The following is a 22,204-nucleotide window of genomic DNA, read 5'->3' as shown; positions in this document are numbered from 1 at the left end:
GTCATGGCCAAGAACCCACTCTTTCGGGGCCGTGGAACATCCCTACACCAAGTGCTGACCGCTACCACCGATGTCGTCCGGCACGATCTCCTAACGCGAGCGCTCGATACGCAACCCGTGTCGTCGCAACTTCCTCACCACGCTGGGCTGGCTGATGCCGAGGCGCTCGGCGATGGCGTAGGTCGAGTTCGCTTCGCGACACAGCGCGGCCAGGATGTCGCGTTCGGTGCGGGCCAGCGCGCTCTGGAGCGTCTCGCCTTCGGCCAGGCCGCGGCATCCGGACGGCGCCGCCTCCCGCGTCGTGGTCGCGGCTCGCTCGGGACCTTCCGGCTGCCCGGGCACCTGCCGGGGCCGAATCACGTCTTCGCTCGCCGAGAGCCAGGCACGCTCCAGCCAGTTCTCGAGCTCGCGCACGTTGCCGGGCCACTCCCAGCCCATCAGCGTCTGCCAGGCATCGCGGGCGATGATCTTGTCGCGACCATAACGCGTGTTGAGACGCTGCAGGTGGCGCTCGACCAGGCCGGGAATATCCTCGCGGCGCTCCCGCAGCGGCGGCAGGGTCACGGGGATGACGTTGAGACGATAATAGAGATCCAACCGGAAGCGACCGGCCTCGACACTGCGCGCCAGGTCCTGGTTGGTGGCCACCACCAGGCGGAAATCGACACGCCTCGCGCGGGTATCGCCGAGCCGCGTGATGCAGCCATCCTGGATCACCTTGAGCAGCTTGGCCTGCATCGGCAGCGGCAGCTCGCCGACCTCGTCCAGAAACAGCGTGCCACCCTCGGCCTGCTCCATCAGCCCCGCCTTGCCGCCCGGCGCGGCGCCACTGAAGGCCCCCTGCCGATAGCCGAACATCTCGGATTCGAACAGGCTCTCGGGAATCGCCCCGCAATTGACGTCGACGAAGGGGCCCTTGTGCCGAGGACTCCAGCGGTGCAACTGTCGGGCGAAGGCGGTCTTGCCGACCCCCGACTCACCGAGCATCAACACCGTGGCATCCGTCGGTGCCACTCGCTTGAGCAGCAGCGCGACCTCGCGCATCAACCCGCTGCGAGCCTCCAGGTCCGCCAGTTCGATCTCGCTGCCGGCCTCTTCGCCGCCACCCCGTCTCAAATGCTCGTTGAAGCGCCGCTGCAGCAGGGCGTATTCCTCCTGCAGCAACTGCAGATCGGTGAGATCCATCGAGCGGCTGACCACGGCAACCAGCTTGCCGGCATCGAACACCGGATGTGCCTGGGCGATGACACGACGCCCCGTGCTGGTCACCTGGGCCACCTGAGCCGGCTCGCCGGTACGCATCACTTCCAGGCTGACCGAGGGTCGCAGCACCCCCTCGGCTTCCAGCGCCTGAACCGTGGTACGACACAGAGCCTCACGGGACATGCCGTACACCGCCGCCGCTGCCGGGCTGACATCGCGTATTCGTCCATCGGCCTCGACCACGAAGAAGTGGTCGTGGGCGGTTTCGATAATGGTGCGCAGGGTCAGGGAGTCGAGATCGCTCATGGCATCGATTCATTCATGGATCATTGATCCACAAGTGTATCATCCAAGCCTGTCAGGCGATTCAAAAATGGATCATTCATCCCGATAACTTACTGAAAAACAAGAAAATAAAATCCTGGCACATTTCCTGCTAGAACCAGAGAGACAATCACCACGACTCGGGAAGCCCACCATGAGCGATTTCAACCAGCCCCTCGGCGGTAACGAGATGCCCCGTTTCGGCGGCCCCTCCACCATGATGCGCCTGCCCACCCAGGACGACGCCACCGGCCTCGATGCCGCCTTCCTCGGCATTCCCATGGACATCGGCACCTCGAACCGTCCGGGCACTCGCCTCGGGCCGCGCCAGATCCGCGATGAGTCGCGCATGCTGCGCCCCTACAACATGGCCACCCGCGCCGCGCCCTTCGACAGCCTGCAGGTGGCCGACATCGGCGATGTGCCGATCAACACCTTCAACCTGCCCAAGAACCTCGACATCATCACGCGCCACTATGATGCCGTGCTTGCGCAGGATTGCGTGCCGCTGACCCTGGGCGGCGACCACACCTTGACCTGGCCCGTGCTGCGCGCCATCGCCAAGAAGCACGGCCCAGTCGGGTTGATTCATATCGACGCCCACGCCGACATCAACGACCAGATGTTCGGCGAAGAGGTCGCCCATGGCTGCCCCTTCCGCCGCGCCCAGGAAGAAGGCCTGCTGGACAGCCAGCGCGTCGTTCAGATCGGCCTGCGCGGCACCGGCTATGCGGCCGACGACTTCGACTGGTGCCGGAAGCAAGGCTTTCGCGTCGTCACCGCCGAGGAATGCTGGTACAAGTCGCTGGCGCCCCTGATGGCCGAGGTCCGCGAGCAGATGGGCGCCGGCCCGGTCTACATCTCCTTCGACATCGACGGCCTGGACCCCTCGGTGGCACCGGGCACCGGCACCGTGGAGATGGGCGGCCTGACCGCCCAACAGGGGCTCGAGATCGTGCGTGGCGCCCGGGGACTCAACGTGGTCGGCGGTGATCTCGTCGAGGTCGCTCCGCCCTACGACACCAGCGGCAACACCGCCCTGATGGGCGCCACCCTGCTCTACGAGATGCTGTGCGTGCTGCCCGGCGTCCAATACCGCGACTGACACCCGAATAGCTGTCCCGGCCCATCGGTCGGGCATCCCCATTACAACGCCAAACAGGGTTTCATCATGTCCTCGCTCGACCCCACAACATCTACCGCGACCGGCGGCCCCTTGGGAAAATCCGGGCTGCTCAAATTCATCGTGCCGTCCTTGATCGGTATCGGCATGTTCCTGGTGCCCTTCTCGACGGGCGACACCATCAACATCGGCATGGGATTGCTCGCCGATGGCCTCAAGGCCCTGCTCGGCGACGCCCTGCCGGCCATTGCCGTGGTCGTGCTGTGCCTCTCGGTACTGTTGACCCTGCTCGTCAAGTTCACCAACCCCGCCTGGGCCCGCGACAATGCCCTGGGCGAGCTGTTCGGCGTCGCGCCACTGTGGCTGGTGATGCGCCTGCTGGGCGCCGCCTTTGCCCTGATGACCTTCTTCCAGGTCGGGCCGGACGTGATCACCGCCTCCTTCACCGGCGGGGTGATGCTCAATGACCTGGCGCCGGTGCTGTTGACCTTCTTCTTCTTCGCCGCCCTCCTGCTGCCTTTCCTGGTCGATTTCGGCTTCATGGAGTTCATCGGCAGTCTGGTGCGCACGCCCTTCCGACGGATCTTCGGTCTGCCGGGACGCAGCGCCATCGATGCCACCGCCTCCTGGATGGGCTCGGGCACCGTGGGCGTGCTGATCACCACCCAGCAATACGAACAGGGCTACTACAACCGTCGTGAAGCCTCGGCCATTGCCACCAACTTCTCAATCGTCTCCATCGCCTTCGCCCTGCTGGTGACCAGCTTCATCGGCATCAACCACCTCTTCATTCCCTTCTACCTGACGGTCGTGGTGGCGGGGCTCATCGCCGCGGTGATCGTGCCGCGCCTGCCGCCGCTGTCGCGCAAGCCGAATACCTACTATGAACCCGTCGGCTGCCGCATCGCCGAGGAACGCACCGGCTCCACCGGCCTGTTGCGCTACAGCCTCGGCATGGCCGTGGCGCGGGCCGAGAAGGCACCGGGCCCCCACGAACTGCTGCGCCGGGCCCTGTTCAACGTCGCCGACATCTTCTTCGGCCTGCTACCGCTGGTGATTGCCATCGGCACGATCGCCCTGGTGTTCGCCGAGTTCACGCCGCTGTTCACCTGGCTGTCGTACCCCATGGTGCCGATCCTCGAGTGGATGCGTGTGCCCGAGGCCGCGGCCGCCGCGCCGGCCACCCTGGTGGGTTTTGCCGACATGTTTTTGCCGGCGGTGCTGGCCAGCGACATCGAGAGCGAACTGACGCGCTTCGTCATCGCCTGCCTGTCGCTGACCCAGTTGATCTACATGTCCGAGATCGGTGCTCTGCTGCTGAAGTCCAAGATTCCGCTCAAGCTCTGGGAGCTGGTGGTCATCTTCCTGCTGCGCACCGCCATCACCCTGCCGATCATCGTGATCATGGGCCACTGGCTGGTCGGCTGAGGAGACTCGACATGCGTGACACCAACCATCCCGACATGACCTGCGCCGACCTGCTGATCCGCCTGCTGCGCGATACCTACCAGATGGACACCATCTTCGGCATCCCGGGCGTGCACACCGTGGAGCTCTATCGTGGCCTGCACGACAGCGGCCTGCGCCACATCACGCCGCGCCACGAGCAGGGCGCCGGTTTCATGGCCGACGGCTATGCCCGGGCCACCGGCCGGCCCGGCGTCTGCTTCATCATCACCGGGCCGGGCATGACCAACATTGCCACCGCAATGGGCCAGGCGCTGGCCGACTCCGTGCCCATGCTGGTGATCTCCAGCGTCAATCGACGCGACACCCTGGGGCGTGGCCAGGGGCGACTCCACGAGTTGCCCAGCCAGCAACAGCTGCTGGCCGGGGTCTCGCGCTTCAGCCATACCCTGCTCGACCCCGCTGGGCTGCCGGAAGCCCTGGCACGGGCCTTCGCGGTGTTCGAAAGCCGTCGACCCGGGCCGGTGCACATCGAGATTCCCATCGACCTGTTCGATGCTCCGGTTGCGCCACCCACGCATTGGCAGCGTCCGCGCTTGACGCCTCCGGCGCCCGATGCCACCGCCATCCAGGAAGCCGCCACCTGGCTGCGCACGGCCGAGCGCCCGCTGGTACTGCTGGGTGGCGGCTGCGTAGACGCTCCCGGCGCGGCCCGTCGCCTGGTCGAGGGCCTCGATGCGCCCACCGTCACCACCATCAACGCCAAGGGCCTGCTGGGCCGCGATCATCCTCTGGACCTCGGCGCCAATGCCTCGCTGCCGGCGGTGCGCCGCCTGGCCTATGAGGCCGATGTGATCCTCGCCGTCGGCACCGAACTCGGCGAAACCGACTACGACGTGGTCTTCGACGGCGGCTTCGCACTCACCGGCCGCTTGATCCGCATCGACATCGACCCCGAGCAACTGGCCCGCAACCATCATGCAGCCCTGGCCATCTGCGCCGATGCCAGCCAGGCCTTGAACGCCCTGATGGCTCACTTCCCCGAGAAGCGCGAGCGCCGAGGCGCCAAACGCACCCGCGCCGCTCTGGATGCCCTCGACCTGAAGCAGGACCCCGCCTTCACCGACTATGTGCCGCTGTTCGCGACATTGGCCGAGGTACTGCCCGAGGCCATCCTGGTCGGAGACTCCTGCGCCACGACCTATGCCGCCAACCATCTGGTTTCACAGCCCGCGCCCCGGCGCTTCTTCAACGCCTCCACCGGCTACGGCACCCTCGGCTACGGCCTGCCGGCGGCGATGGGCGCGCAGATCGCCTGTCCCGACCTGCCGGTCGTCTCGCTGGTCGGCGACGGCGGCATCATGTTCACCCTTCCCGAGCTGGCCTGTGCCGTCGAGGAGCGGCTGCCGCTGGTGATCCTGCTCTGGCATAACCAGGGCTACGAGGAGATTCGCCGCTTCATGGACGCTGCCGGCGTCGAGCGGCTGGGCGTGGACATTCGAGCGCCGGACTTCCAGGCACTGGCAGCGGGCTTCGGCTGCGCCGCCACGCGAGTCGGCGACCGCGACGGCCTGATACGCGCACTGACGCATCGCCCCTCCGACGGGCCGATGTTGATCGAGATCGACGCCGCCGCCTGGGCCGATGCCGTCGCTCGCGCTTGAGGGCATGACCACCCTGCCGTTCCACACATAACAACGAGATACCGAAAACGCCAGTCCGTCTCTACGTAAAACAATCAAGGACGCGAAGATGAACGATACATCCCCCTTCCTGGGCCAGGACACCCTGGCTACAGAGCACGTCGAACATAGCCTGGGCTTGCCCGGCACTTTCGCCCTCTGGCTGGGCGCCAACGTGGTCGTCACCACCATTCTGACGGGAATGCTGCTGGTGCCCAGCCTGACCTTCGGTCACGCCATGCTACTGGTGTTCGTCGGCTCGGCCATCGGTATCATGCCGCTGGTGCTCATCGGTCTGATGGGCCAACAGACCGGCATGACCACCATGGTCCTGGCTCGCGGCACCTTCGGGCGCCGGGGTGCGATGTTCCCCGCCTGGGTCAACCTGCTGGCACTGGTGGCCTGGAGCTGGATCCAGGCCTTGCTGGCCGGCATGAGCCTCGATCATGCCGTGTCCACCCTGACTGGTTATTCCAACGTGGCCCTTTTCACGGTCCTCTGCGAAAGCCTGGTCGTGTTGATTGCCCTGCGCGGCCACCTGGGCATCGAGAAAGCGGAAAAACTCGCCGCCGTCTTGATGTTGGGCCTGTCCGGGGTGGTGGTGTTCGCCCTGGCCCACAACTATGACCTGCCCGGCATCACCAAGCTGGATGCCACCGGTGCCCTGGGTGCCGGCGTAGCCTTCGATATCGTCATCGCCACCGCCTTTTCCTGGATTCCACTGGCCGCCGACTACAACCGGCACTGCCGTTCATCGCGAGCCGCCGTACTCGGCACCTGGAGCGGCTATGTCACCGCCACCCTGATCGCCATGGGACTCGGCGCCACCGTCTCGGCACTGTCGGTGTCGATCGGATTCCCGCAAACCTACGATCCCACCGAACTGCTCAGCGGGTTCGGCTTCGGACTGCCCGCCTCGCTGGTGATCTTCTTCTCCGTGCTGACCACCAACGTGATGTGCGTCTACAGCGCCACGCTCTCCTACATGAGCATTCGTCCACGCACGACGTTCTGGAAACCCGCCCTGATCATCGGTATAGCCTCCGTGCTGGGGTCCCTGATTCCGGGCATTCTCGACAGCTTCCAAAACTTCTTGTTGATCATCGGCAGCATCTTCATTCCGGCCTTCTCACTGATGATCGTTGACTACTTCCTCATCGGGCGCGAAGGCTACACCCCCCAACGGCTGATCGCGCGTGCCGAGCATCTTCCAGCGGTCAACCTGCGAGCCCTCGGCTGCTACTTGGTCGGCGCGCTACTGGCCTACTACTGGAACTGGGTCGCCCCGCTGAGTTTCGGTGCATCGCTCCCGGTCTTCGTGCTCACCGGCGCGCTCTACTACGTCACCAGCCAGATGGCCGGACGCCAGCGAAAGGTCCGAACATGAGACAGAGCCCGAACGCACGACAGCGCATCACTGGTACCGTATGCGTCTTCCGAGCGATGACATCACCCTGAGCGACGACGGGCTGCGCCGACCGAATCTCCTTCTTCCCCGGAGCCTGATATGCAACACCTGACCAAGCAGTTCATCGACAATCATTGGGTCGAGAGCCAGGGCCAACGCCGCCTGGCGGTGACCGATCCTTATCACCAACGGCAGATCGCCGAGGTCACCACCGGTGATCCGGCCGACGTCGACGCCGCGGTGACCGCTGCCCGGCGGTCCCAGTCAGCCTGGCAGGCACTCGGCGGCGATGGCCGAGCGCCCTATCTCGAGGCCTTTGCCACGCACCTCGAGCAACGCCGCGAGTCGCTGATGCGGCTCTCGTCCACCAATAACGGCAAGGCGCTGGCCGAGGCCGCGATCGACCTCGACGACGCCATCGCCTGCTATCGCTACTATGCCGGTCAGGCCCGAGCCCTGGAGGCCCGCCAGGGGCGCCTGGTGGAACATGGCATGGAGGGTGTCTCGGCACGTACCTACGAGGACCCGGCCGGTGTGGTCGGGCTGATCACGCCCTGGAATTTTCCGCTGGTGACCAGCGCCTGGAAGATCGCCCCGGCACTGGCCGCCGGCTGCACGGTGGTCTTCAAGCCCTCGGAAGTCACCCCGCTGCCGGAACAGGCCCTGGCCGAGATCGCCGAGGCCATCGACCTGCCCGCCGGCGTGCTCAACCTGGTGCACGGCGACGGTGAGGGCATCGGCGCCCCGCTCACCGCGCATCCTGGTATCGACAAGCTTTCGTTCACTGGCAGCAATGCGGTAGGCGCGAAAGTGATGCGTGCCGCCGCCGAGGGCATTCGCGGCGTTTCCCTGGAGCTCGGCGGCAAGTCGCCGATCCTGGTGCTCGATGACGCCGAGGTGGAACAGGCCGCCGACTGGGTAATGGCCGGGATCTACTTCAACAGCGGCCAGATCTGCTCGGCCACCTCGCGCCTGCTCGTCCATCACTCGCTGGCTGACGCTCTCTACGATGCTCTGGGTCGGCGCATCGACGCCATTCGCCTGGGTGACCCGCTGGCCGACGACACCGACATGGGGCCCATGACCAGCGCACGCCAGCGCCAGAGCGTCGAAGACTATCTGGCCATTGCCGCTGAAGAGGGGCTGGTCGCGGTACGCGACGCCCGACATCGCACTCTGCCGAAGCAGGGCGAGTTCATCGCGCCGACGTTGTTCCGGGACGTGCCTACCAGCAGCCGGCTGTGGCGCGAGGAGATCTTCGGCCCGGTGCTCTGCGCGCGCAGCGTCGCAAGCGAAGCAGAAGCCATCGAGCTGGCCAACGACTCCGATTTCGGCCTTGCCGCCACCGTGATTTCCGGCGACACCGAACGCGCCCGACGTGTTGGCCGAGCCCTGCGCGCCGGCAGCATCTGGGTCAACAGCGAACAGTTGGTGATGCCGGAGGCCGGCTGGGGCGGTTTCAAGCACAGCGGCATCGGCCGCGAACTCGGCCCCTGGGGGCTGGCTGCCTACCTGGAGGTGAAACACCTGATCGGGCCGGAATGAACGCCACGGCAGCGAGTAGGCGCGGTGCCCATTACATCACGTAGTAACCACCCGTCACGCCATCCAGCAACAACTCGATGTCGCCATACCGCTTGTGGCGGGCCGCAACCCGCCACAAGGGCTTTCGCACCCACTGCCGCTCGACCCGTTCCAGTCCCGAGGCCGCGCGTCTTTTCAAGCGATGGCGTCGCACCTGCATCACGTGCTGGCGTGCCTTGCGCTCGAGGGGTGGAGTGTCGAGCTCGGGCTGTAGCAACACCGGCGAAGCCGGAGGCGAGCCGAACTCGATGCGCTCCAGCGTCGTGCTGACGCCCTGGCAGCGATCGACCAGGCAGCTCATCAGTTCCTGGCGCGTTCGCCCCCAGCGCCGAGATTCCCACCGGAAGGTGAACAGCAGGTAAGGAAATCCCACGGCCTGGACGTCCCGGACATCCAGGGCAGTATCGATTCCCGCGATCCGTCTCGCCACGTCGTCCAGAGAAAGCCGGGCAGACAGCCAGGCCTCCTCTGTATCGACGACCGCGTTCAGCGCTTCCTCCTTCATGTCGGTCGCTCGGCGGATTTGAGCGTCAAGGCCTCATGGGCCATTTCGAAGCTCTGCCGAGAGGCCAACGACCTCGGCAGGGGACGCAGCTCTTCCGTTTCCTCCATGGCCCTCAGGATGTGCTCCGGCACGGGGTATTGCCGCTGTGTCGCCAGGCTGACGGCGACCATGGTGACGCTCGACAGCACCAGGCCGGCCAGCATGGGATGGATCTCGGTCGCCGCCTCCAGGCCGAGGTACTTCCACAGGAAGGCCACGACAGCACCGACGATGATCGATGCCAGAGCCCCCGGCGTGTTGGCCTTCTTCCACCACACCGCTGCCACATAGGCCGGCAGGAAGGCGCTCCCCAGCACCGAGGTGGTGAAGACCACGATCGAGAACACGGCAGGCGGCTCGAACAGGGCAATCACGGCACACGCCATGCCGAGCAGCAGCACGATAAGCTGCGATACCCGCACCATCTGCTTCTCTTCCATCCGCGGATTGATGAAGCGCTCATAGAGGTCACGTGCCGCGATACTGCCCGTCTGCAGCAGGATGGAGTCCGCCGTGGACATGATGGCCGCCATGATCGCCGCCATCACGATGCCGACGACGGCCGCTGGCAGCAGGTTCTGTGCCAGGGCGAAGATGGCCTGTTCTGGGTCATCGAGATCCGGCAGCACCAGAATCGCCAGCGTGCCCAGAATGTAGGGGGCGCTCACGAACACCAGGTTCCAGAGCGTCGAATAGACCCCGGCACGCCGGGCATGGAAAGGGTTGCGCATCGCCATGTGGCGCGTCACCACATGGGGCCAGCCCATGTAACCGATCGAGAAGATCAGCAATGCGCCAAGCACGATGCCCCACTGCCCCTCGTAGGCAAGATCCCGCCCCCAGACGCTGAGCAACGTCGGATCAAGGGCGGCAAGGGCCTCGTTGGCGGCCGTCAGTCCGCCCACTTCCTGGAGTGTGGCGAACAGAATCCAGACGATGCCGACCAGCATGACCAGGCTCTGCAGCAAGTCCGTATAGGCCACCGCACCGTACCCGCCCATCAGGGTATAGGCGAGAATCACGGCCACGGCGATCAGCAAGGAAGCCTCGTAGGGCAAGCCCGTTACCATTTCCAGACCTTTGCCGCCCGCGATGAACTGCGCCAGCACATAGGCCCCCAGCAGAAAGACAGAAAGCACGGCCGAGATGAGGCGCACCCACTTGCTGGGATAGCGTTTCTCGAGATATTCGATCGAGGTCAGGGCACCCATGATCTGGGACAGCTTGCGCATGCGCCTGCCCAGCACGGAGAGGTTGACGACACCGCCACCGATGTCGCCTGCTGCATACCAGAAGCCATAGTAGCCTTGGGTGTAACCCAGCGAGCCGGCGCCGAGGAACATGTAACCGCTCATCGACGTCGACTGCATGGTCATCGCCGTCACCAGAGGACCGACATTGCGACCACTCAGGTAATAGCCTTCCATGCTGCTCGACCCACCCCGGCGCATGGCAACGATGCCCACGGCCAGCATGGCCAGAAAGTACAGCGCGAGAAAAAGTAGTACCGTCGAATTCACTCATGCCTCCTTGTTATTGTCATGTCGTTCATTCGCCGGATGGGGCTACTCCTCGCGCCCCGACTGCTTGAGTCCCGGCCAGCCTCGCGTCACCCACAAGAACCCCAGGGTGTAGAGAATCCAGAACACCGGCACGCCAATGACGAGCCAGGTGGTCGAAGCAGGTAATCCGAACATCGCGCCTCCTGGTTGCTGTGGAACAAACTGCCCCTGATAACAGCACCGCCCCCAAAGACGGGGACGGGCACGTGTTTCAGGACGGAAACGAGAACTGTGCGCCCTCGCGCACCCCGGCCGATGGCCAGCGTTGGGTGACAGTCTTGCGCTTGGTGTAGAAGCGCACGGCATCCGGGCCGTAGGCAGCCAGGTCGCCGAACAGCGAGCGCTTCCAGCCACCGAAACTGTGGTAGGCAACCGGCACCGGCAGCGGCACGTTGATGCCGACCATCCCCACCTGGATACGGTCGCTGAAGTAACGCGCCGCCTCGCCGTCGCGGGTATAGATACAGGTGCCGTTGCCGTACTCGTGATCGTCGATCAGCTGCATGGCCTCTTCCATGGAGTTGGCGCGCACCACCAGCAGCACCGGGCCGAAGATCTCCTCGAGATAACAAGTCATGTCGGGCGTCACGCGGTCGATCAGGGTGCCGCCGACATAGAAGCCGTTCTCGTGGCCCGGCACCTGTACACCGCGGCCATCGACTACGACTCTGGCCCCCTGCTGCTCGGCGCTGTCGATATAGCCGCAGACCTTCTCCTGGTGGGCCTTGGTGATCACCGGACCGAAGTCGTTCTCGGGGTCATGGAAGGGGCCGACCTTGAGAGTCTTCATCCGCCCCTGCATCTTGTCGATCATGGCGTCGGCCGCCTCGTCGCCTACCGCGACCGCCACGGAAAGCGCCATGCAACGCTCGCCGGAAGAACCGAAGGCGGCCCCGGTCAGGGAGTCGACCACATTGTCCATGTCGGCATCGGGCATCACGATGGCATGGTTCTTGGCACCGCCCAGGGCCTGGCAGCGCTTGCCGTTGGCGCTGGCACGCTGGTAGATGGTTTCGGCGATCGGCGTGGAGCCGACGAAGCTGACGGCCTGCACGCGGGCATCGTCGAGCAGGGTGTCGACGGCTTCCTTGTCACCGTTGACGACATTGAGCACGCCGGCAGGCAGTCCCGCCTCCAGCGCCAGCTCGGCGATATAGAGCGCCGAGGTCGGGTCGCGCTCGGAGGGCTTGAGCACGAAGGTGTTGCCGCAAGCGATGGCCATCGGATACATCCACAGCGGCACCATGGCCGGGAAGTTGAACGGCGTGATGCCGGCGACCACACCCAGCGGCAGAAACTCGCTCCAGGAATCGATGCCCGGGCCGGTGTTCTTGCTGTGCTCGCCCTTGAGCAGCTCCGGTGCGCCGCAAGCGTACTCCACGTTCTCGATGCCGCGCTGCAATTCACCCTTGGCATCGTGGACGATCTTGCCGTGCTCCTGGCCGATCAGCCGGGCGATCTCGTCGGCGTTCTGCTCCAGCAGCTGTTTGAAGTTGAACATCACGCGAGCGCGCTTGGCGGGCGGCGTACTGCTCCAGGCCGGATAGGCGGCCTCGGCGGCGGCGATGGCATCCTCGACGGTAGCCTTGCTGGCCAGACTCACCTGTCCGCCGACCTCGCCGGAGGAAGGGTTGAAGATGTCCTGGGTGCGCCCTTCACCGGCGACGCGTGAGCCGTTGATCAGATGGCCGAGTGTGGTCATGTATTACCTCTTTAATGCAGCTGCTAGGAGAATAACTTGGTGCTGACGGTCCGATGCGCTGTTCCGTCGACAAGCCTCCGCGAGGGCGCTGTAACCCCTTCCCTGGGCGCTACATCCGCCCTGCGGCGCTCTCGCCTCCTGCTCCGCTTGCAGGACCTGGGCTGGCTTCCATAGCCAGCCCGTTCGGCGGCATGCGCCTCACCCATGGCGGATGACCCTCGCTTCGCCCTGTCCCCGGCGCGCATCTCGACAGGCGTCGCCTGATTTATTCCAGCTCACCGAGCGCGTCGCCCAATGCGTTGATGAGCCGGTCGATTTCCTCGCGCTCGACGATGAACGGCAGGCCGAGCTGGATGGTGTCGCCGCCATAGCGCACATAGAAGCCTTTCTCCCAGCACTTCATGGCGATCTCGAAGGGGCGTCGTGCCGGTTCGCCGGGATAGGGCTCGATCTGCAGGGCGCCGGCAAGACCGTAGTTGCGGATGTCGCTGACATGACGCGCCCCCTTGAGACCGTGCAGGGCTTCCTCGAAGACCGGGCTCATCTCGCGAACGCGCTCGATCAGGCGATCGTTCTCGAGCACATCCAGCGCGGCCAGGGCCGCAGCACAGGCCACCGGATGGCCCGAATAGGTGTAACCATGGGGCAGCTCGAGCATGTAGTCGGGGCCGCCCTGCTCCATGAAGGTCTGGTAGATCTCGTCACGCACGATGACCCCGCCCATGGGCACGGCACCATTGGTCAACTGCTTGGCAACATTGAGCATATCCGGCACCACGCCGAACGCGTCGGCGCCGGTCATCGCTCCCATGCGGCCGAACCCGGTGATGACCTCGTCGAAGATCAACAGGATGTCGTGCTGGTCGCAGATCTCGCGCAGGCGCTTGAGATAGCCCTTGGGCGGCGGGATCACCCCGGCCGAGCCGGCCAGCGGCTCGACGATCACCGCCGCGATGTTGGAGGCATCGTGCAGGGCGATCAGCTCCAGCAATTCATCAGCCTTTTCAGCACCGCGCTCGGGCATACCCCGCGTGAAGGCGTTTTCCTTCAGCAGCGTATGAGGAAGATGGTCAGCATCGACCCCTTGGCCGAAGAGCACGCGGTTGGCTCCGATGCCGCCCAGGCTGATACCGCCGAAGTTGACGCCATGATAGCTCTTGGAGCGACCAATCAACTTGGTCTTGGCCGGTTTGCCCTTCTTGCGCCAGTAGGCCCGTGCGATCTTCAGGGAGGTGTCCGCGCTCTCGGAACCGGAGCCGGTGAAGAAGGCGTAATCCAGCCCCTCGGGCATCAGCTCACGAAGACGATGGGCCAGCTCGAAGGCCTTGGGATGACCGAACTGGAAGGCTGGCGAATAGTCCAGCTCGCCGAGCTGGCGGCTGACCGCCTCGGTGATTTCCGGGCGACAGTGGCCGGCACCGCAGGTCCAGAGGCCGGAGAGGCCATCGAAGATGCGTCGCCCCTCGGCATCCGTCAGATAACTGCCCTCGGCGCCGACGATGATGCGCGGATCGCGCTTGAACTGGCGATTGCCCGTATAGGGCATCCAATAGGCATCCAGCTGCTCGGGGCTCAACCCGGCGGCCGGGGACGCATTTCGAACTGACATGGCAGCACCCTCTCATGAGTCACCGTGATGGAGGTTCTGACAAGAAAGCTAGCCCTGCCCCATGTTCAATTAAATATCGATATATTTATTCTTCTGTAAGCCATGGGTTAACTTTTAACACCTCCGTGATAGCCTGGCCATGGGATGCCATCGAGGAGTGCGGTGCGATGTCACGCCGAAAAGAGGCCCTGGGCGGCCAGGTCAGCGATGCCGACCTTCGCCTGCTGAGAATCTATCGCAAGGTCGTGGAGTGTGGCGGATTTTCCGCGGCGGAGGTGGAGCTGAACATCAGCCGGGCCGCCATCAGCATGGCCATGAACGACCTGGAAACGCGCCTCGGCCTGCGCCTGTGCCAGCGCGGGCGCAGCGGCTTTGCCCTGACCGACGAAGGCACCGAAGTGTTCGATGCCGCCCTGCAACTGCTGGCCTCGGTGGAAGGTTTCCGCACCCGGGTCAATGGCCTGCATGCCCGGCTCAAGGGCGAGCTCAACATCGGCATCACCGATAACCTGGTGACCATGCCCGAGATGCTGATCACCGATGCCCTGAGCGCGCTCAAGGAGCGCGGCCCGGATGTGCGCATCAACATCCGCATGATACCGCCCAACGACATCGAGCTGGCCGTGCTGGACGGGCGCCTGCATACCGGCGTGATTCCGACACTCAAGCCCCTGCCCGGGCTGCAGTATCGTGCGCTATACCAGGAAGCCTCGCAGCTTTACTGCGCCCCGGGACACCCTCTCTTCGATGCCGAGCGCGTGACCGGGCAGCAGTTGGCACAGTGCGATGCCGTCGTGCCTGCCTATGCGCAGACACCGGAGATCAAGGCGCTTCACGAACCGCTCAAGGCCGCCGCCTCGGCCACCGACCGGGAAGGCATCGCCTTTCTGATCCTCTCCGGTCGTTACCTCGGCTACCTGCCGACCCACTATGCCGAGCGCTGGGTACGCGACGGCCGAATGCGTGCCCTGAATCCCAGCGATTGCCACTACCTCACACACTACAGTGCCATCACCCGGAAGGGGGCACCGCCCAACCTGGTACTGGAAAGCTACCTCGAGGAACTGGAGCGCCTGTCGCGCCCTGCAACGACGAGGTCAAACGAGACATGATGACGTCATCCTGAGTCTGAACGCGGATCGGGCATGCTGGAGACACGAGCGCGAAGGACATGCCCCTCAATGTATGAAAACTACGTCTTTCGCCCCTTGATGTGCCGGGACCCCGCCCCATATAGGTAAAAGTACGCAAACACATCATGAATCTTCTAATCTTTTAACCGATCAATCCTGGCGCGGGCCCACCGCCCAAGGCGACATCCCACGACACGGAGCGAACATGAGCACCCAACAGACCCTGCCCAACCCCGGTCTCGGCACCTATCGCCTGGAAGGCGACACGGTGAGGCGCGTCATCGATACTGCCCTGAAGCTGGGTTATCGCCATATCGACACGGCGCAGTTCTACGACAACGAGGCCGATGTCGGCGCCGCCATCGCTGCCAGCGAGGTCCCCCGCGAGGAAATCTTTCTGACCACCAAGGTCTGGTTCGACCGATTGCAACCGGCCGACCTCAAGGCCAGCGTCGACGAGAGCCTCGAGAAGCTCGGCACCGAGTATGTCGACCTACTGCTGATCCACTGGCCCTCGCCCGGCGACGAGGTCCCGATGGCCGACTACCTGACGGCCCTGAGCGAAGTGCAGCAGGCCGGCAAGACCCGCCATATCGGTGTTTCCAACTTCACCCGGGCGCAGATCGACCAGGCCGTGGACATCCTCGGCCCCGGAGCCTTGCTGACCAACCAGATCGAAGTCCACCCCTTCCTGCAGAACCGGGACCTGGTCGCCCATTGCAAGAGCCACGACATCACCGTGACCGCCTTCATGCCGCTAGCGGTGGGCAAGGTGATGGAGGATGCCACCCTGCAGCGCATCGCCGAGGCCCATGACGCCACGCCGGCACAGGTGGCCATCGCCTGGCTGAACCAGCTGGACATCGTCACCTTCCCGTCCTCCACCAAGGAGACCAACCTCAAGCGCAATATCGAGGCCCTGGACATCACCCTGAGCGACGAGGAAATGGCCGAGATCGCCACCCTCGATCGCGGCGAACGCATCGCCAACCCCGAGATCGCCCCCGACTGGGACCAATAAACCGGCCTGCACCTCCTCGACTCGGCAGCTTCCGACAGCGGAGCTGCCCGGTGAACTGCGCAATTCTGTCCAAGCCCCGGCGGCCGAGTGACGCTACAGTGGTGGCGTACAGGGCACAGACGCCGCCCGAGGAGGTGCGACCGTGATGCAACAGAGCCAGTTTCGCTTCACCAGAAGCCGGCATGTGCCGGGGCTCACCATGCTGCGCGCCGCCATGAGCGACTTCCGCTATGATCGCCACGCCCACGAGGAGTATGCCTTCGGCGTGACCCTGGCCGGACGCCAGGACTTCTTCAGCAGCGGCGAATACCACTGCAGCCGCCCCGGCACCGTCATCGAGCTCAATCCGGACGAGGTCCATGACGGCCAGGCAGGCAGCGACGCTACCCTCGACTATGTGATGCTCTATGTGGACCCGGCGCAGCTCGCGCCGCTGTTCGCCAGTGCAGCAGGCCGGGAGAGCGCCAGCCAGTTTCGCGCCACCGAGACATTGCTCCACGACGACACCCTGCGTGGCGAGATCCTCGACCTCGCGCGGCGAATCGATACCGACACGGGCAGCCGCATCGATCAGGAGTACGCGCTCTATCGGATCGCCGCTCGGCTGATCCAACGGAGCGGCAACCTGGATGAGGAAGTGTCGACGGGGCGCACCGACAAGCTGCTGGAGCGGGCAAAGGCATTCATCCATGCCCACGCCGAGCACGACCTTTCCCTCGAGGAGATCAGTCAGGCGGCCCATCTCTCCAAGTATCACTTCCTGCGGTTGTTCCGTCGCCAGTTCGGCATCACCCCGCACCAGTACGTGCTCAACTGCCGCATCAACGCCGCCCGCTCGGCCCTTGATGCGGGCCAAGAGCTCAACGACGTGGTCGGCCGCTACGGTTTCGCCGACCTGAGTCACTTCAACCGCCGCTTCAAGCGCATCTACGGCATGACGCCGAAACAGTATCAGCGCAACGTCACCACCTGACCGGACCCCATCATGCTCGAGATCCTCGCCTATGCCATTGGCGTGATGTACACGCCAGGGCCAGTGAACCTGTTTGCCCTGAATTCCGGCCTGAACGGCCGCTTCGCCTCGTCGCTGGGCTTCTTCGCCGGTGTCGGCACGGCCATGCTGCTGTTGCTGCTGTTGTTCGGCTGGGTAGGGGCTCGCTGGGTCCGCGGCGATGCCTTGCTGGTAATCAGCGCACTGGGCTGCCTCTATATCGCCTACCTTGCCCTCAAGGTCATGCGCGCCGAGGTCAGCATCGACGGAACGACCCAAGGCACCCGGTTACGCTTTCGCGATGGCCTGGCCATGCAGCTGATGAACCCCAAGGGGCTGGTGGCCACTCTGCCCATCGCGACCCTCCAGTTTCCCCACGCGGGCATCGAAGGGCCTGGACTGCTGCTCGCCTCCCTGGGCCTTGCGGTGCTGGCCTCAGGCGCGCCTGGCAGCTATGCTCTGGCGGGCTTCCTGGCCGGCCGCCGCCTCGGGAACCCGCGCGTCTTCAAGACGCTCAACCTGGTCATGGCGGTCCTGCTGATTGGCGTGGCAGGCTCGATCGGCTACGAACACGTCTACCTGCCGCTTCAGGTTTAAGAGGGCTCTCCGGGTATCGCCCTCACGATGAGTCTCGCTGCTTGCGCACCTTGTTGCGCCGGTACAACCTCACCAGGGCGATCCACAGGGCCGCCACCACCATGGCCGCCAGGGTCCAGCCCTGCCAGGGGCGAGCCGCGTCCCCCATCACCGTTTCCAGAGTAATAATGAGAATGAAGCCCAGGGCCTGGCTGGCGATGGCCAGGGCGCGAAGGGTATCGAAGGCTGGTTTTGCCATGAAAGCTCCCGCTGGATGACAGCCTTGCTCGCCGGCAGTAGGCTTGGCGAAACGAATCCGCCAAGTGTAACCGGTCCGGCGCAGTGCGCCGACCCTCGACCCGGAAGCCCGAACCACATCATGGATGCCATCGCCCTGGGGCCCGTGCTGATCCCCCTGCCACGCCTCTATGCCCTCGCCGTCACGCTCTTGCTGCTGGCACTCAGCGCCTTTTTGCTCGGCCTCCCCAGGCAGCGCCATATTCGCTGGTTCAATGGTCTGCTCATCGTCTGGCTGGTAGCGGCCCGGCTCGGGCATGTCGCACTGCATCCGGCGGCCTATGCCGAGGCGCCACTGGACATCCTCAAGTTCTGGCAGCCCGGCTTCCAGGGCGTCGTGGGACTGCTGGCGGCACTGGCCTGGACGCTCTGGTCGCTGCGCGACCGGCTCGACGCCCTGCTCGGTGCCACAGGGCTGACGATCGGCGCCTCGCTGCTGTGGCTGGCCCTGACGGCACTGGCGCCGCTGGGCAACGGCATGCCGCTGCGACAGCTCCCCGACATCACCCTCGAGAACCTGGACGGGGAAAGCGTCACTCTGGCCTCCTTGAACGGCGAGCATGTGCTGATCAACCTCTGGGCGACCTGGTGTCCGCCCTGCCGGCGAGAAATGCCGCTGCTCGATGAGGTCGACGACCGCGAAGACGTCACCGTGGTGGTGGTCAACCAAGGCGAAGACCTGCTGCCTGTGGTCCGCTACCTCGATGAACAGGGGCTCACCTTCGAACATGCCCTGCTCGATCCCCGCCAGTCACTGATGGTCGAGAGCGAATCGCCGGGGCTGCCCACCACCCTGCTGTTCGACGCCGAGGGACGCGGCGTTGCCCAGCATGTCGGCGAGCTCACCCGCGCCACGCTGGACGACTGGCTGGGACCGCACTGAAACGCCTCCCGGGAGGCTTAAGCCATGGAGCGCTTTGCTGTAATATACCGCGCCCTGTATCTCGCGGTCCCATCTCATCGCGGCCGCGACGCGAGACATGATTCCTAGCATCCCGAGGCACCATGAGCGACTTCTCTCCCGGCCAACGCTGGATCAGCGACGGCGAGGCCGAACTCGGCCTGGGCACCATCCTCAACTGCGACAACCGCAGCGTTACCGTCCTCTTCGGCGCCAGCCAGGAAACCCGCACCTACAGCAGCCGGCAGGCGCCCCTGACCCGCGTGGTCTTCGGTAGCGGCGACCGCATTCAGTCCGCCGATGGCTGGCACATGACCGTCGACGACAGCAAGGAAGTCAACGGCCTGATCACCTACATCGGCGAAAGCGAACAGGGCGAGCTCTGCGAGCTGCCTGAAGCCAAGCTGGCCGATACCATGCAGTTCGACCAGGCCAGGGATCGACTGCTGACCGGCCAGGTCGACCGTAACGACTGGTTCGACCTGCGCTTCAGGACCCTGCACCACCATCACCGCGTCGAACAGAACCCGGCCCTGGGCCTGGCCGGCCCGCGTGTCGACCTGATTCCCCATCAGCTCTACATCGCCGACGAAATCGCTCGCCGGTCTTCGCCTCGCGTGCTGCTGGCCGACGAGGTCGGGTTGGGCAAGACCATCGAGGCCGGATTGATCCTGCACCGCTTGCTGCTCACCGGCCGCGCCGAGCGCGCGCTGATCCTGGTACCGGCCAGCCTGACCCATCAATGGCTGGTGGAGCTGCTGCGTCGCTTTTCGCTGGAGGTCACCCTGCTGGACGAGCAGCAGAGCCTGGCCCACGGCGACGCCAACCCCTTCGAAGCCGGTCAGCTGATCCTGGCCAGCCAGGACTGGCTGTTCGCCGATCCACACCGCCAGTCCCAGGCCGAAGCCTGCGACTGGGACCTGCTGATCGTCGACGAGGCCCATCATCTGGAGTGCTCCGAGGAGCGAGTCGGTCCCGGCTATGCCTGCGTAGAGCGCCTCGCCGCCAACGTGCCTGGCCTGCTGCTGCTCACCGCCACGCCGGAGCAGATGGGCCAGGAGAGCCATTTCACGCGCCTGCGCCTGCTCGACCCGGACCGCTACCACAGCCTGGCCGACTTCCAGGAAGAGGAACGCCACTACATCGAGGTCGCCGAGGCCATCGATGCCCTGGAGCGCCTGCCCGGTCAGGAAGAAGACCGCCAACGGGTCGCGGCGGTCATCCACGAGGCCGACAGCCAGGCCCTGCTGGACACACTGGCCTCGACGGAAAGCGATGCGGCGCAGCGCGACGCCGCCCGCGACCAGCTTCGCGACCAGCTTCTGGATCGTCATGGCACCGGACGGGTGATGTTCCGCAACAGCCGGCGCCATGTCGGCGGTTTTCCCGAGCGTCGCCTGCACGTCGAGCGCCTCGAGCCGCCGGCCGCCTACCGTCGCGTGCTGCGTCGCCTGGGGCGCGACGAGGACTACCTGGACGAGTTGCTCATCGAAAGTGGCCTCGATCATCCCGAGGTGCTCGTCTATCTGGACGCCATGTATCGGGCCCTGGCCAACGACCCCCTGAATGCCGAACCCTGGTGGCAGATCGACCCCCGGGTAACCTGGCTTCTCGAGCGCCTGACCGATCTCGGCGACGACAAGGCGCTGGTGATCGCCCATGATCGCGAGACCGCCACCGGCCTGTCCGAGGCCCTTCGCGTGCTGGGCGGCATGCATGCCCCCGTGTTCCACGAGGGCCTCTCGCTGGTGGAGCGCGACCGCGCCGCGGCCGCTTTCGCCGACGAGGAGGAAGGCAGTCAGGTGCTGATTTGCTCGGAAATCGGCTCCGAAGGTCGCAACTTCCAGTTCTGCCATCACCTGGTGATGTTCGACCTGCCGCTGCATCCGGATCAACTGGAACAGCGCATCGGCCGCCTGGATCGAATCGGCCAGCGTCATCCCATCGAAATGCATGTCCCGGTGTTCGCGAACAGCCCCGGCGAGCGCCTGCTGCGCTGGTACCGCGACGGCATGGACGCCTTCAGCGCGCCCCATGGCCTGGGCAGCGACATCTACGCCGCCTTCGGCGATACCCTGGCCGATGCCCTGCTCGACGAAGAAGCGCTGGAAGAAGTCATCGACGAGACCCGGAGCTTCTTCGAATCCCGACTGGCCGAACGCGACGCCGGCCGCAATCGGCTGCTGGAGCTCAACGCCTGCCGTCACGAACGTGCCGAGGCCGTCATCTCGTCGATTCACGAACTGGACACCGACCGCGCCCTGCGCCGCTACATCGACCAGGCCCTGGACATCTTCGGCGTCGACAGCCAGGACCTGGGCGGCGACATCCAGCTCCTGCGCCCCAGCCCGCAGATGCTTGATGGCCTGCCCGGCCTGGTCAAGGGCGAAGAAGGCTTCTCGGCGACCTTCTCCCGGGAGCGCGCCCTGGCACGCGACGATGTCCAGCACCTCAGTTGGGAGCACCCGCTGACCCGCGAGATGATGGCCCGCATCCTCGAGGGTTCCATGGGCAACACCGCCCTGGCGCTGCTCAAGCATCCGTCGATTCCCGGCGGTCGCCTGATGGCCGAACTGGTCTTCCGCACCCATTGCCCGGCGCCCAAGCGGTTGCATCTCAACCGCTTCCTGCCGCCCACGGCGGTTCGCGTGCTGCTGGGCGAGTCCGGCGCCAACCTCACCGACAAGATCTCGTTCAGCGGGCTTTCGAAGAACCTGAACAAGGTCAAGAAGGCGGTGGCCCGCGACCTGATCAAGAGTCGTCACGACCAGCTCCGCGAGCTGCTCGACCGCGCCGAGACCGAGGCCGAACGCGAGTTGCCGAGCATCGTCGAGGCCGCCCAAGACCGCATGCGCACCGCCCTCGATAGCGAACTGGCTCGCCTGGAAGCCCTGGCGCAACGCAACCCCTCGGTGCGCGAGGACGAGCTGACCGCCCTGCGCGACGAGCGCGCCACACTGGATGCCGCCATCGAAGGTACCCGGCTGCGCCTCGACGCCGTGCGCGTCATCGTCACCGTGGACGAGGACACCCGCTAGGCGCGCGTGCCTCTGGCGATCGGGCGCCGCCGGACGTCGGCGCCCGATGATGCCTCCGGGCGGTCCCGGATCGACAAGGCGTCCGCCATCGTCGATATT

The 22,204-nt window shown here is 65.2% G+C and carries 18 protein-coding genes; 11 read left to right on the top strand and 7 right to left on the bottom strand.

Annotated elements, in window-relative coordinates; translation table 11 throughout:
• Positions 1-90 precede the first annotated feature (90 nt).
• On the bottom strand, positions 91-1,509 hold the full coding sequence (locus A9O65_RS14110) for a sigma-54 interaction domain-containing protein (RefSeq protein WP_064700179.1): 1,419 nt from the start codon (positions 1,507-1,509) through the stop codon (positions 91-93).
• 172 nt (positions 1,510-1,681) lie between these two features.
• Here A9O65_RS14110 and speB point away from each other — a divergent pair, with 172 nt between their 5' ends.
• From speB to A9O65_RS14085, 5 genes are all read left to right on the top strand, one after another.
• Positions 1,682-2,632, top strand: a complete 951-nt coding sequence (gene speB, locus A9O65_RS14105) for an agmatinase (RefSeq protein WP_064700178.1) — start codon at positions 1,682-1,684, stop codon at positions 2,630-2,632.
• A 66-nt stretch (positions 2,633-2,698) separates the two neighbouring features.
• Complete coding sequence (locus A9O65_RS14100) at positions 2,699-4,078, top strand: YjiH family protein (protein ID WP_064702417.1); 1,380 nt, start codon at positions 2,699-2,701, stop codon at positions 4,076-4,078.
• 11 nt (positions 4,079-4,089) lie between these two features.
• Positions 4,090-5,721, top strand: coding sequence for a 5-guanidino-2-oxopentanoate decarboxylase (locus A9O65_RS14095; RefSeq protein ID WP_254783130.1), 1,632 nt, complete (start codon positions 4,090-4,092; stop codon positions 5,719-5,721).
• A gap of 88 nt (positions 5,722-5,809) precedes the next feature.
• Complete coding sequence (locus tag A9O65_RS14090; protein ID WP_064702416.1) at positions 5,810-7,126, top strand: purine-cytosine permease family protein; 1,317 nt, start codon at positions 5,810-5,812, stop codon at positions 7,124-7,126.
• Positions 7,127-7,246: 120 nt separating this feature from the next.
• Positions 7,247-8,692 (top strand): aldehyde dehydrogenase family protein, encoded by a 1,446-nt coding sequence (locus tag A9O65_RS14085; RefSeq protein ID WP_064702415.1) that lies wholly within the window; start codon positions 7,247-7,249, stop codon positions 8,690-8,692.
• Between the two features lie 31 nt (positions 8,693-8,723).
• Here the strand turns inward: A9O65_RS14085 and A9O65_RS14080 are convergent, their stop codons facing one another.
• The 5 genes from A9O65_RS14080 to aptA all read right to left on the bottom strand — a co-directional run bounded on the left by A9O65_RS14080 (position 8,724) and on the right by aptA (position 14,148).
• Positions 8,724-9,236 carry a hypothetical protein gene (locus A9O65_RS14080; protein ID WP_064702414.1) on the bottom strand — a complete coding sequence of 171 codons (513 nt, stop codon included), beginning with the start codon at positions 9,234-9,236 and terminating at the stop codon, positions 8,724-8,726.
• Positions 9,233-10,795, bottom strand: a complete 1,563-nt coding sequence (locus tag A9O65_RS14075; protein WP_217641200.1) for a sodium/proline symporter — start codon at positions 10,793-10,795, stop codon at positions 9,233-9,235. The genes A9O65_RS14080 and A9O65_RS14075 overlap by 4 nt, the downstream gene beginning before the upstream one ends.
• 45 nt (positions 10,796-10,840) lie before the next feature.
• Positions 10,841-10,972, bottom strand: a complete 132-nt coding sequence (locus A9O65_RS17490; protein WP_258027406.1) for a hypothetical protein — start codon at positions 10,970-10,972, stop codon at positions 10,841-10,843.
• A gap of 76 nt (positions 10,973-11,048) precedes the next feature.
• Positions 11,049-12,539, bottom strand: coding sequence for a CoA-acylating methylmalonate-semialdehyde dehydrogenase (locus tag A9O65_RS14070; RefSeq protein ID WP_064702413.1), 1,491 nt, complete (start codon positions 12,537-12,539; stop codon positions 11,049-11,051).
• 265 nt (positions 12,540-12,804) lie between these two features.
• Complete coding sequence (aptA, locus tag A9O65_RS14065) at positions 12,805-14,148, bottom strand: omega-aminotransferase AptA (RefSeq protein ID WP_064700172.1); 1,344 nt, start codon at positions 14,146-14,148, stop codon at positions 12,805-12,807.
• Positions 14,149-14,315: 167 nt separating this feature from the next.
• Here aptA and A9O65_RS14060 point away from each other — a divergent pair, with 167 nt between their 5' ends.
• The 4 genes from A9O65_RS14060 (at position 14,316) to A9O65_RS14045 (ending at position 17,890) form a co-directional block, all read left to right on the top strand.
• Positions 14,316-15,260, top strand: coding sequence for a LysR family transcriptional regulator (locus A9O65_RS14060; RefSeq protein WP_064700171.1), 945 nt, complete (start codon positions 14,316-14,318; stop codon positions 15,258-15,260).
• A gap of 226 nt (positions 15,261-15,486) precedes the next feature.
• A complete protein-coding gene (gene dkgB / locus A9O65_RS14055) occupies positions 15,487-16,302 on the top strand; it encodes a 2,5-didehydrogluconate reductase DkgB (RefSeq protein ID WP_064702412.1) in 816 nt (271 codons plus the stop codon).
• A gap of 142 nt (positions 16,303-16,444) precedes the next feature.
• Positions 16,445-17,275 (top strand): AraC family transcriptional regulator, encoded by an 831-nt coding sequence (locus A9O65_RS14050; protein ID WP_082920024.1) that lies wholly within the window; start codon positions 16,445-16,447, stop codon positions 17,273-17,275.
• Positions 17,276-17,287: 12 nt separating this feature from the next.
• Positions 17,288-17,890 carry a LysE family translocator gene (locus A9O65_RS14045; protein ID WP_064700168.1) on the top strand — a complete coding sequence of 201 codons (603 nt, stop codon included), beginning with the start codon at positions 17,288-17,290 and terminating at the stop codon, positions 17,888-17,890.
• Between the two features lie 22 nt (positions 17,891-17,912).
• Here A9O65_RS14045 and A9O65_RS14040 read toward each other — a convergent pair whose 3' ends face one another.
• Positions 17,913-18,128, bottom strand: coding sequence for a hypothetical protein (locus A9O65_RS14040; RefSeq protein ID WP_064700167.1), 216 nt, complete (start codon positions 18,126-18,128; stop codon positions 17,913-17,915).
• A gap of 120 nt (positions 18,129-18,248) precedes the next feature.
• Between A9O65_RS14040 and A9O65_RS14035 the strand changes: the two genes are divergently transcribed.
• Together A9O65_RS14035 and rapA are read left to right on the top strand one after the other, a co-directional pair.
• The gene (locus tag A9O65_RS14035; RefSeq protein ID WP_064702411.1) at positions 18,249-19,049 is read left to right on the top strand and encodes a TlpA disulfide reductase family protein; all 801 of its coding nucleotides are present in this window, start codon (positions 18,249-18,251) and stop codon (positions 19,047-19,049) included.
• Between the two features lie 122 nt (positions 19,050-19,171).
• Positions 19,172-22,105, top strand: a complete 2,934-nt coding sequence (gene rapA / locus A9O65_RS14030) for an RNA polymerase-associated protein RapA (RefSeq protein WP_064702410.1) — start codon at positions 19,172-19,174, stop codon at positions 22,103-22,105.
• Positions 22,106-22,204 lie beyond the last annotated feature (99 nt).

This window comes from Halomonas caseinilytica, assembly GCF_001662305.1.
Lineage (GTDB): Bacteria > Pseudomonadota > Gammaproteobacteria > Pseudomonadales > Halomonadaceae > Halomonas > Halomonas caseinilytica.
This window is presented reverse-complemented; position numbering and strand designations above follow the sequence as displayed.

Excerpts from the sequence above, each read along its gene's own strand:
- A9O65_RS14110 (WP_064700179.1), bottom strand. The coding sequence starts at position 1,509 with ATGAGCGATCTCGACTCCCTGACCCTGCGCACCATTATCGAAACCGCC.
- speB (WP_064700178.1), top strand. The coding sequence starts at position 1,682 with ATGAGCGATTTCAACCAGCCCCTCGGCGGTAACGAGATGCCCCGTTTC.
- A9O65_RS14100 (WP_064702417.1), top strand. The coding sequence starts at position 2,699 with ATGTCCTCGCTCGACCCCACAACATCTACCGCGACCGGCGGCCCCTTG.
- A9O65_RS14095 (WP_254783130.1), top strand. The coding sequence starts at position 4,090 with ATGCGTGACACCAACCATCCCGACATGACCTGCGCCGACCTGCTGATC.
- A9O65_RS14090 (WP_064702416.1), top strand. The coding sequence starts at position 5,810 with ATGAACGATACATCCCCCTTCCTGGGCCAGGACACCCTGGCTACAGAG.
- A9O65_RS14085 (WP_064702415.1), top strand. The coding sequence starts at position 7,247 with ATGCAACACCTGACCAAGCAGTTCATCGACAATCATTGGGTCGAGAGC.
- A9O65_RS14080 (WP_064702414.1), bottom strand. The coding sequence starts at position 9,236 with ATGAAGGAGGAAGCGCTGAACGCGGTCGTCGATACAGAGGAGGCCTGG.
- A9O65_RS17490 (WP_258027406.1), bottom strand. The coding sequence starts at position 10,972 with ATGTTCGGATTACCTGCTTCGACCACCTGGCTCGTCATTGGCGTGCCG.
- A9O65_RS14070 (WP_064702413.1), bottom strand. The coding sequence starts at position 12,539 with ATGACCACACTCGGCCATCTGATCAACGGCTCACGCGTCGCCGGTGAA.
- aptA (WP_064700172.1), bottom strand. The coding sequence starts at position 14,148 with ATGTCAGTTCGAAATGCGTCCCCGGCCGCCGGGTTGAGCCCCGAGCAG.
- A9O65_RS14060 (WP_064700171.1), top strand. The coding sequence starts at position 14,316 with ATGTCACGCCGAAAAGAGGCCCTGGGCGGCCAGGTCAGCGATGCCGAC.
- dkgB (WP_064702412.1), top strand. The coding sequence starts at position 15,487 with ATGAGCACCCAACAGACCCTGCCCAACCCCGGTCTCGGCACCTATCGC.
- A9O65_RS14045 (WP_064700168.1), top strand. The coding sequence starts at position 17,288 with ATGCTCGAGATCCTCGCCTATGCCATTGGCGTGATGTACACGCCAGGG.
- A9O65_RS14040 (WP_064700167.1), bottom strand. The coding sequence starts at position 18,128 with ATGGCAAAACCAGCCTTCGATACCCTTCGCGCCCTGGCCATCGCCAGC.
- A9O65_RS14035 (WP_064702411.1), top strand. The coding sequence starts at position 18,249 with ATGGATGCCATCGCCCTGGGGCCCGTGCTGATCCCCCTGCCACGCCTC.
- rapA (WP_064702410.1), top strand. The coding sequence starts at position 19,172 with ATGAGCGACTTCTCTCCCGGCCAACGCTGGATCAGCGACGGCGAGGCC.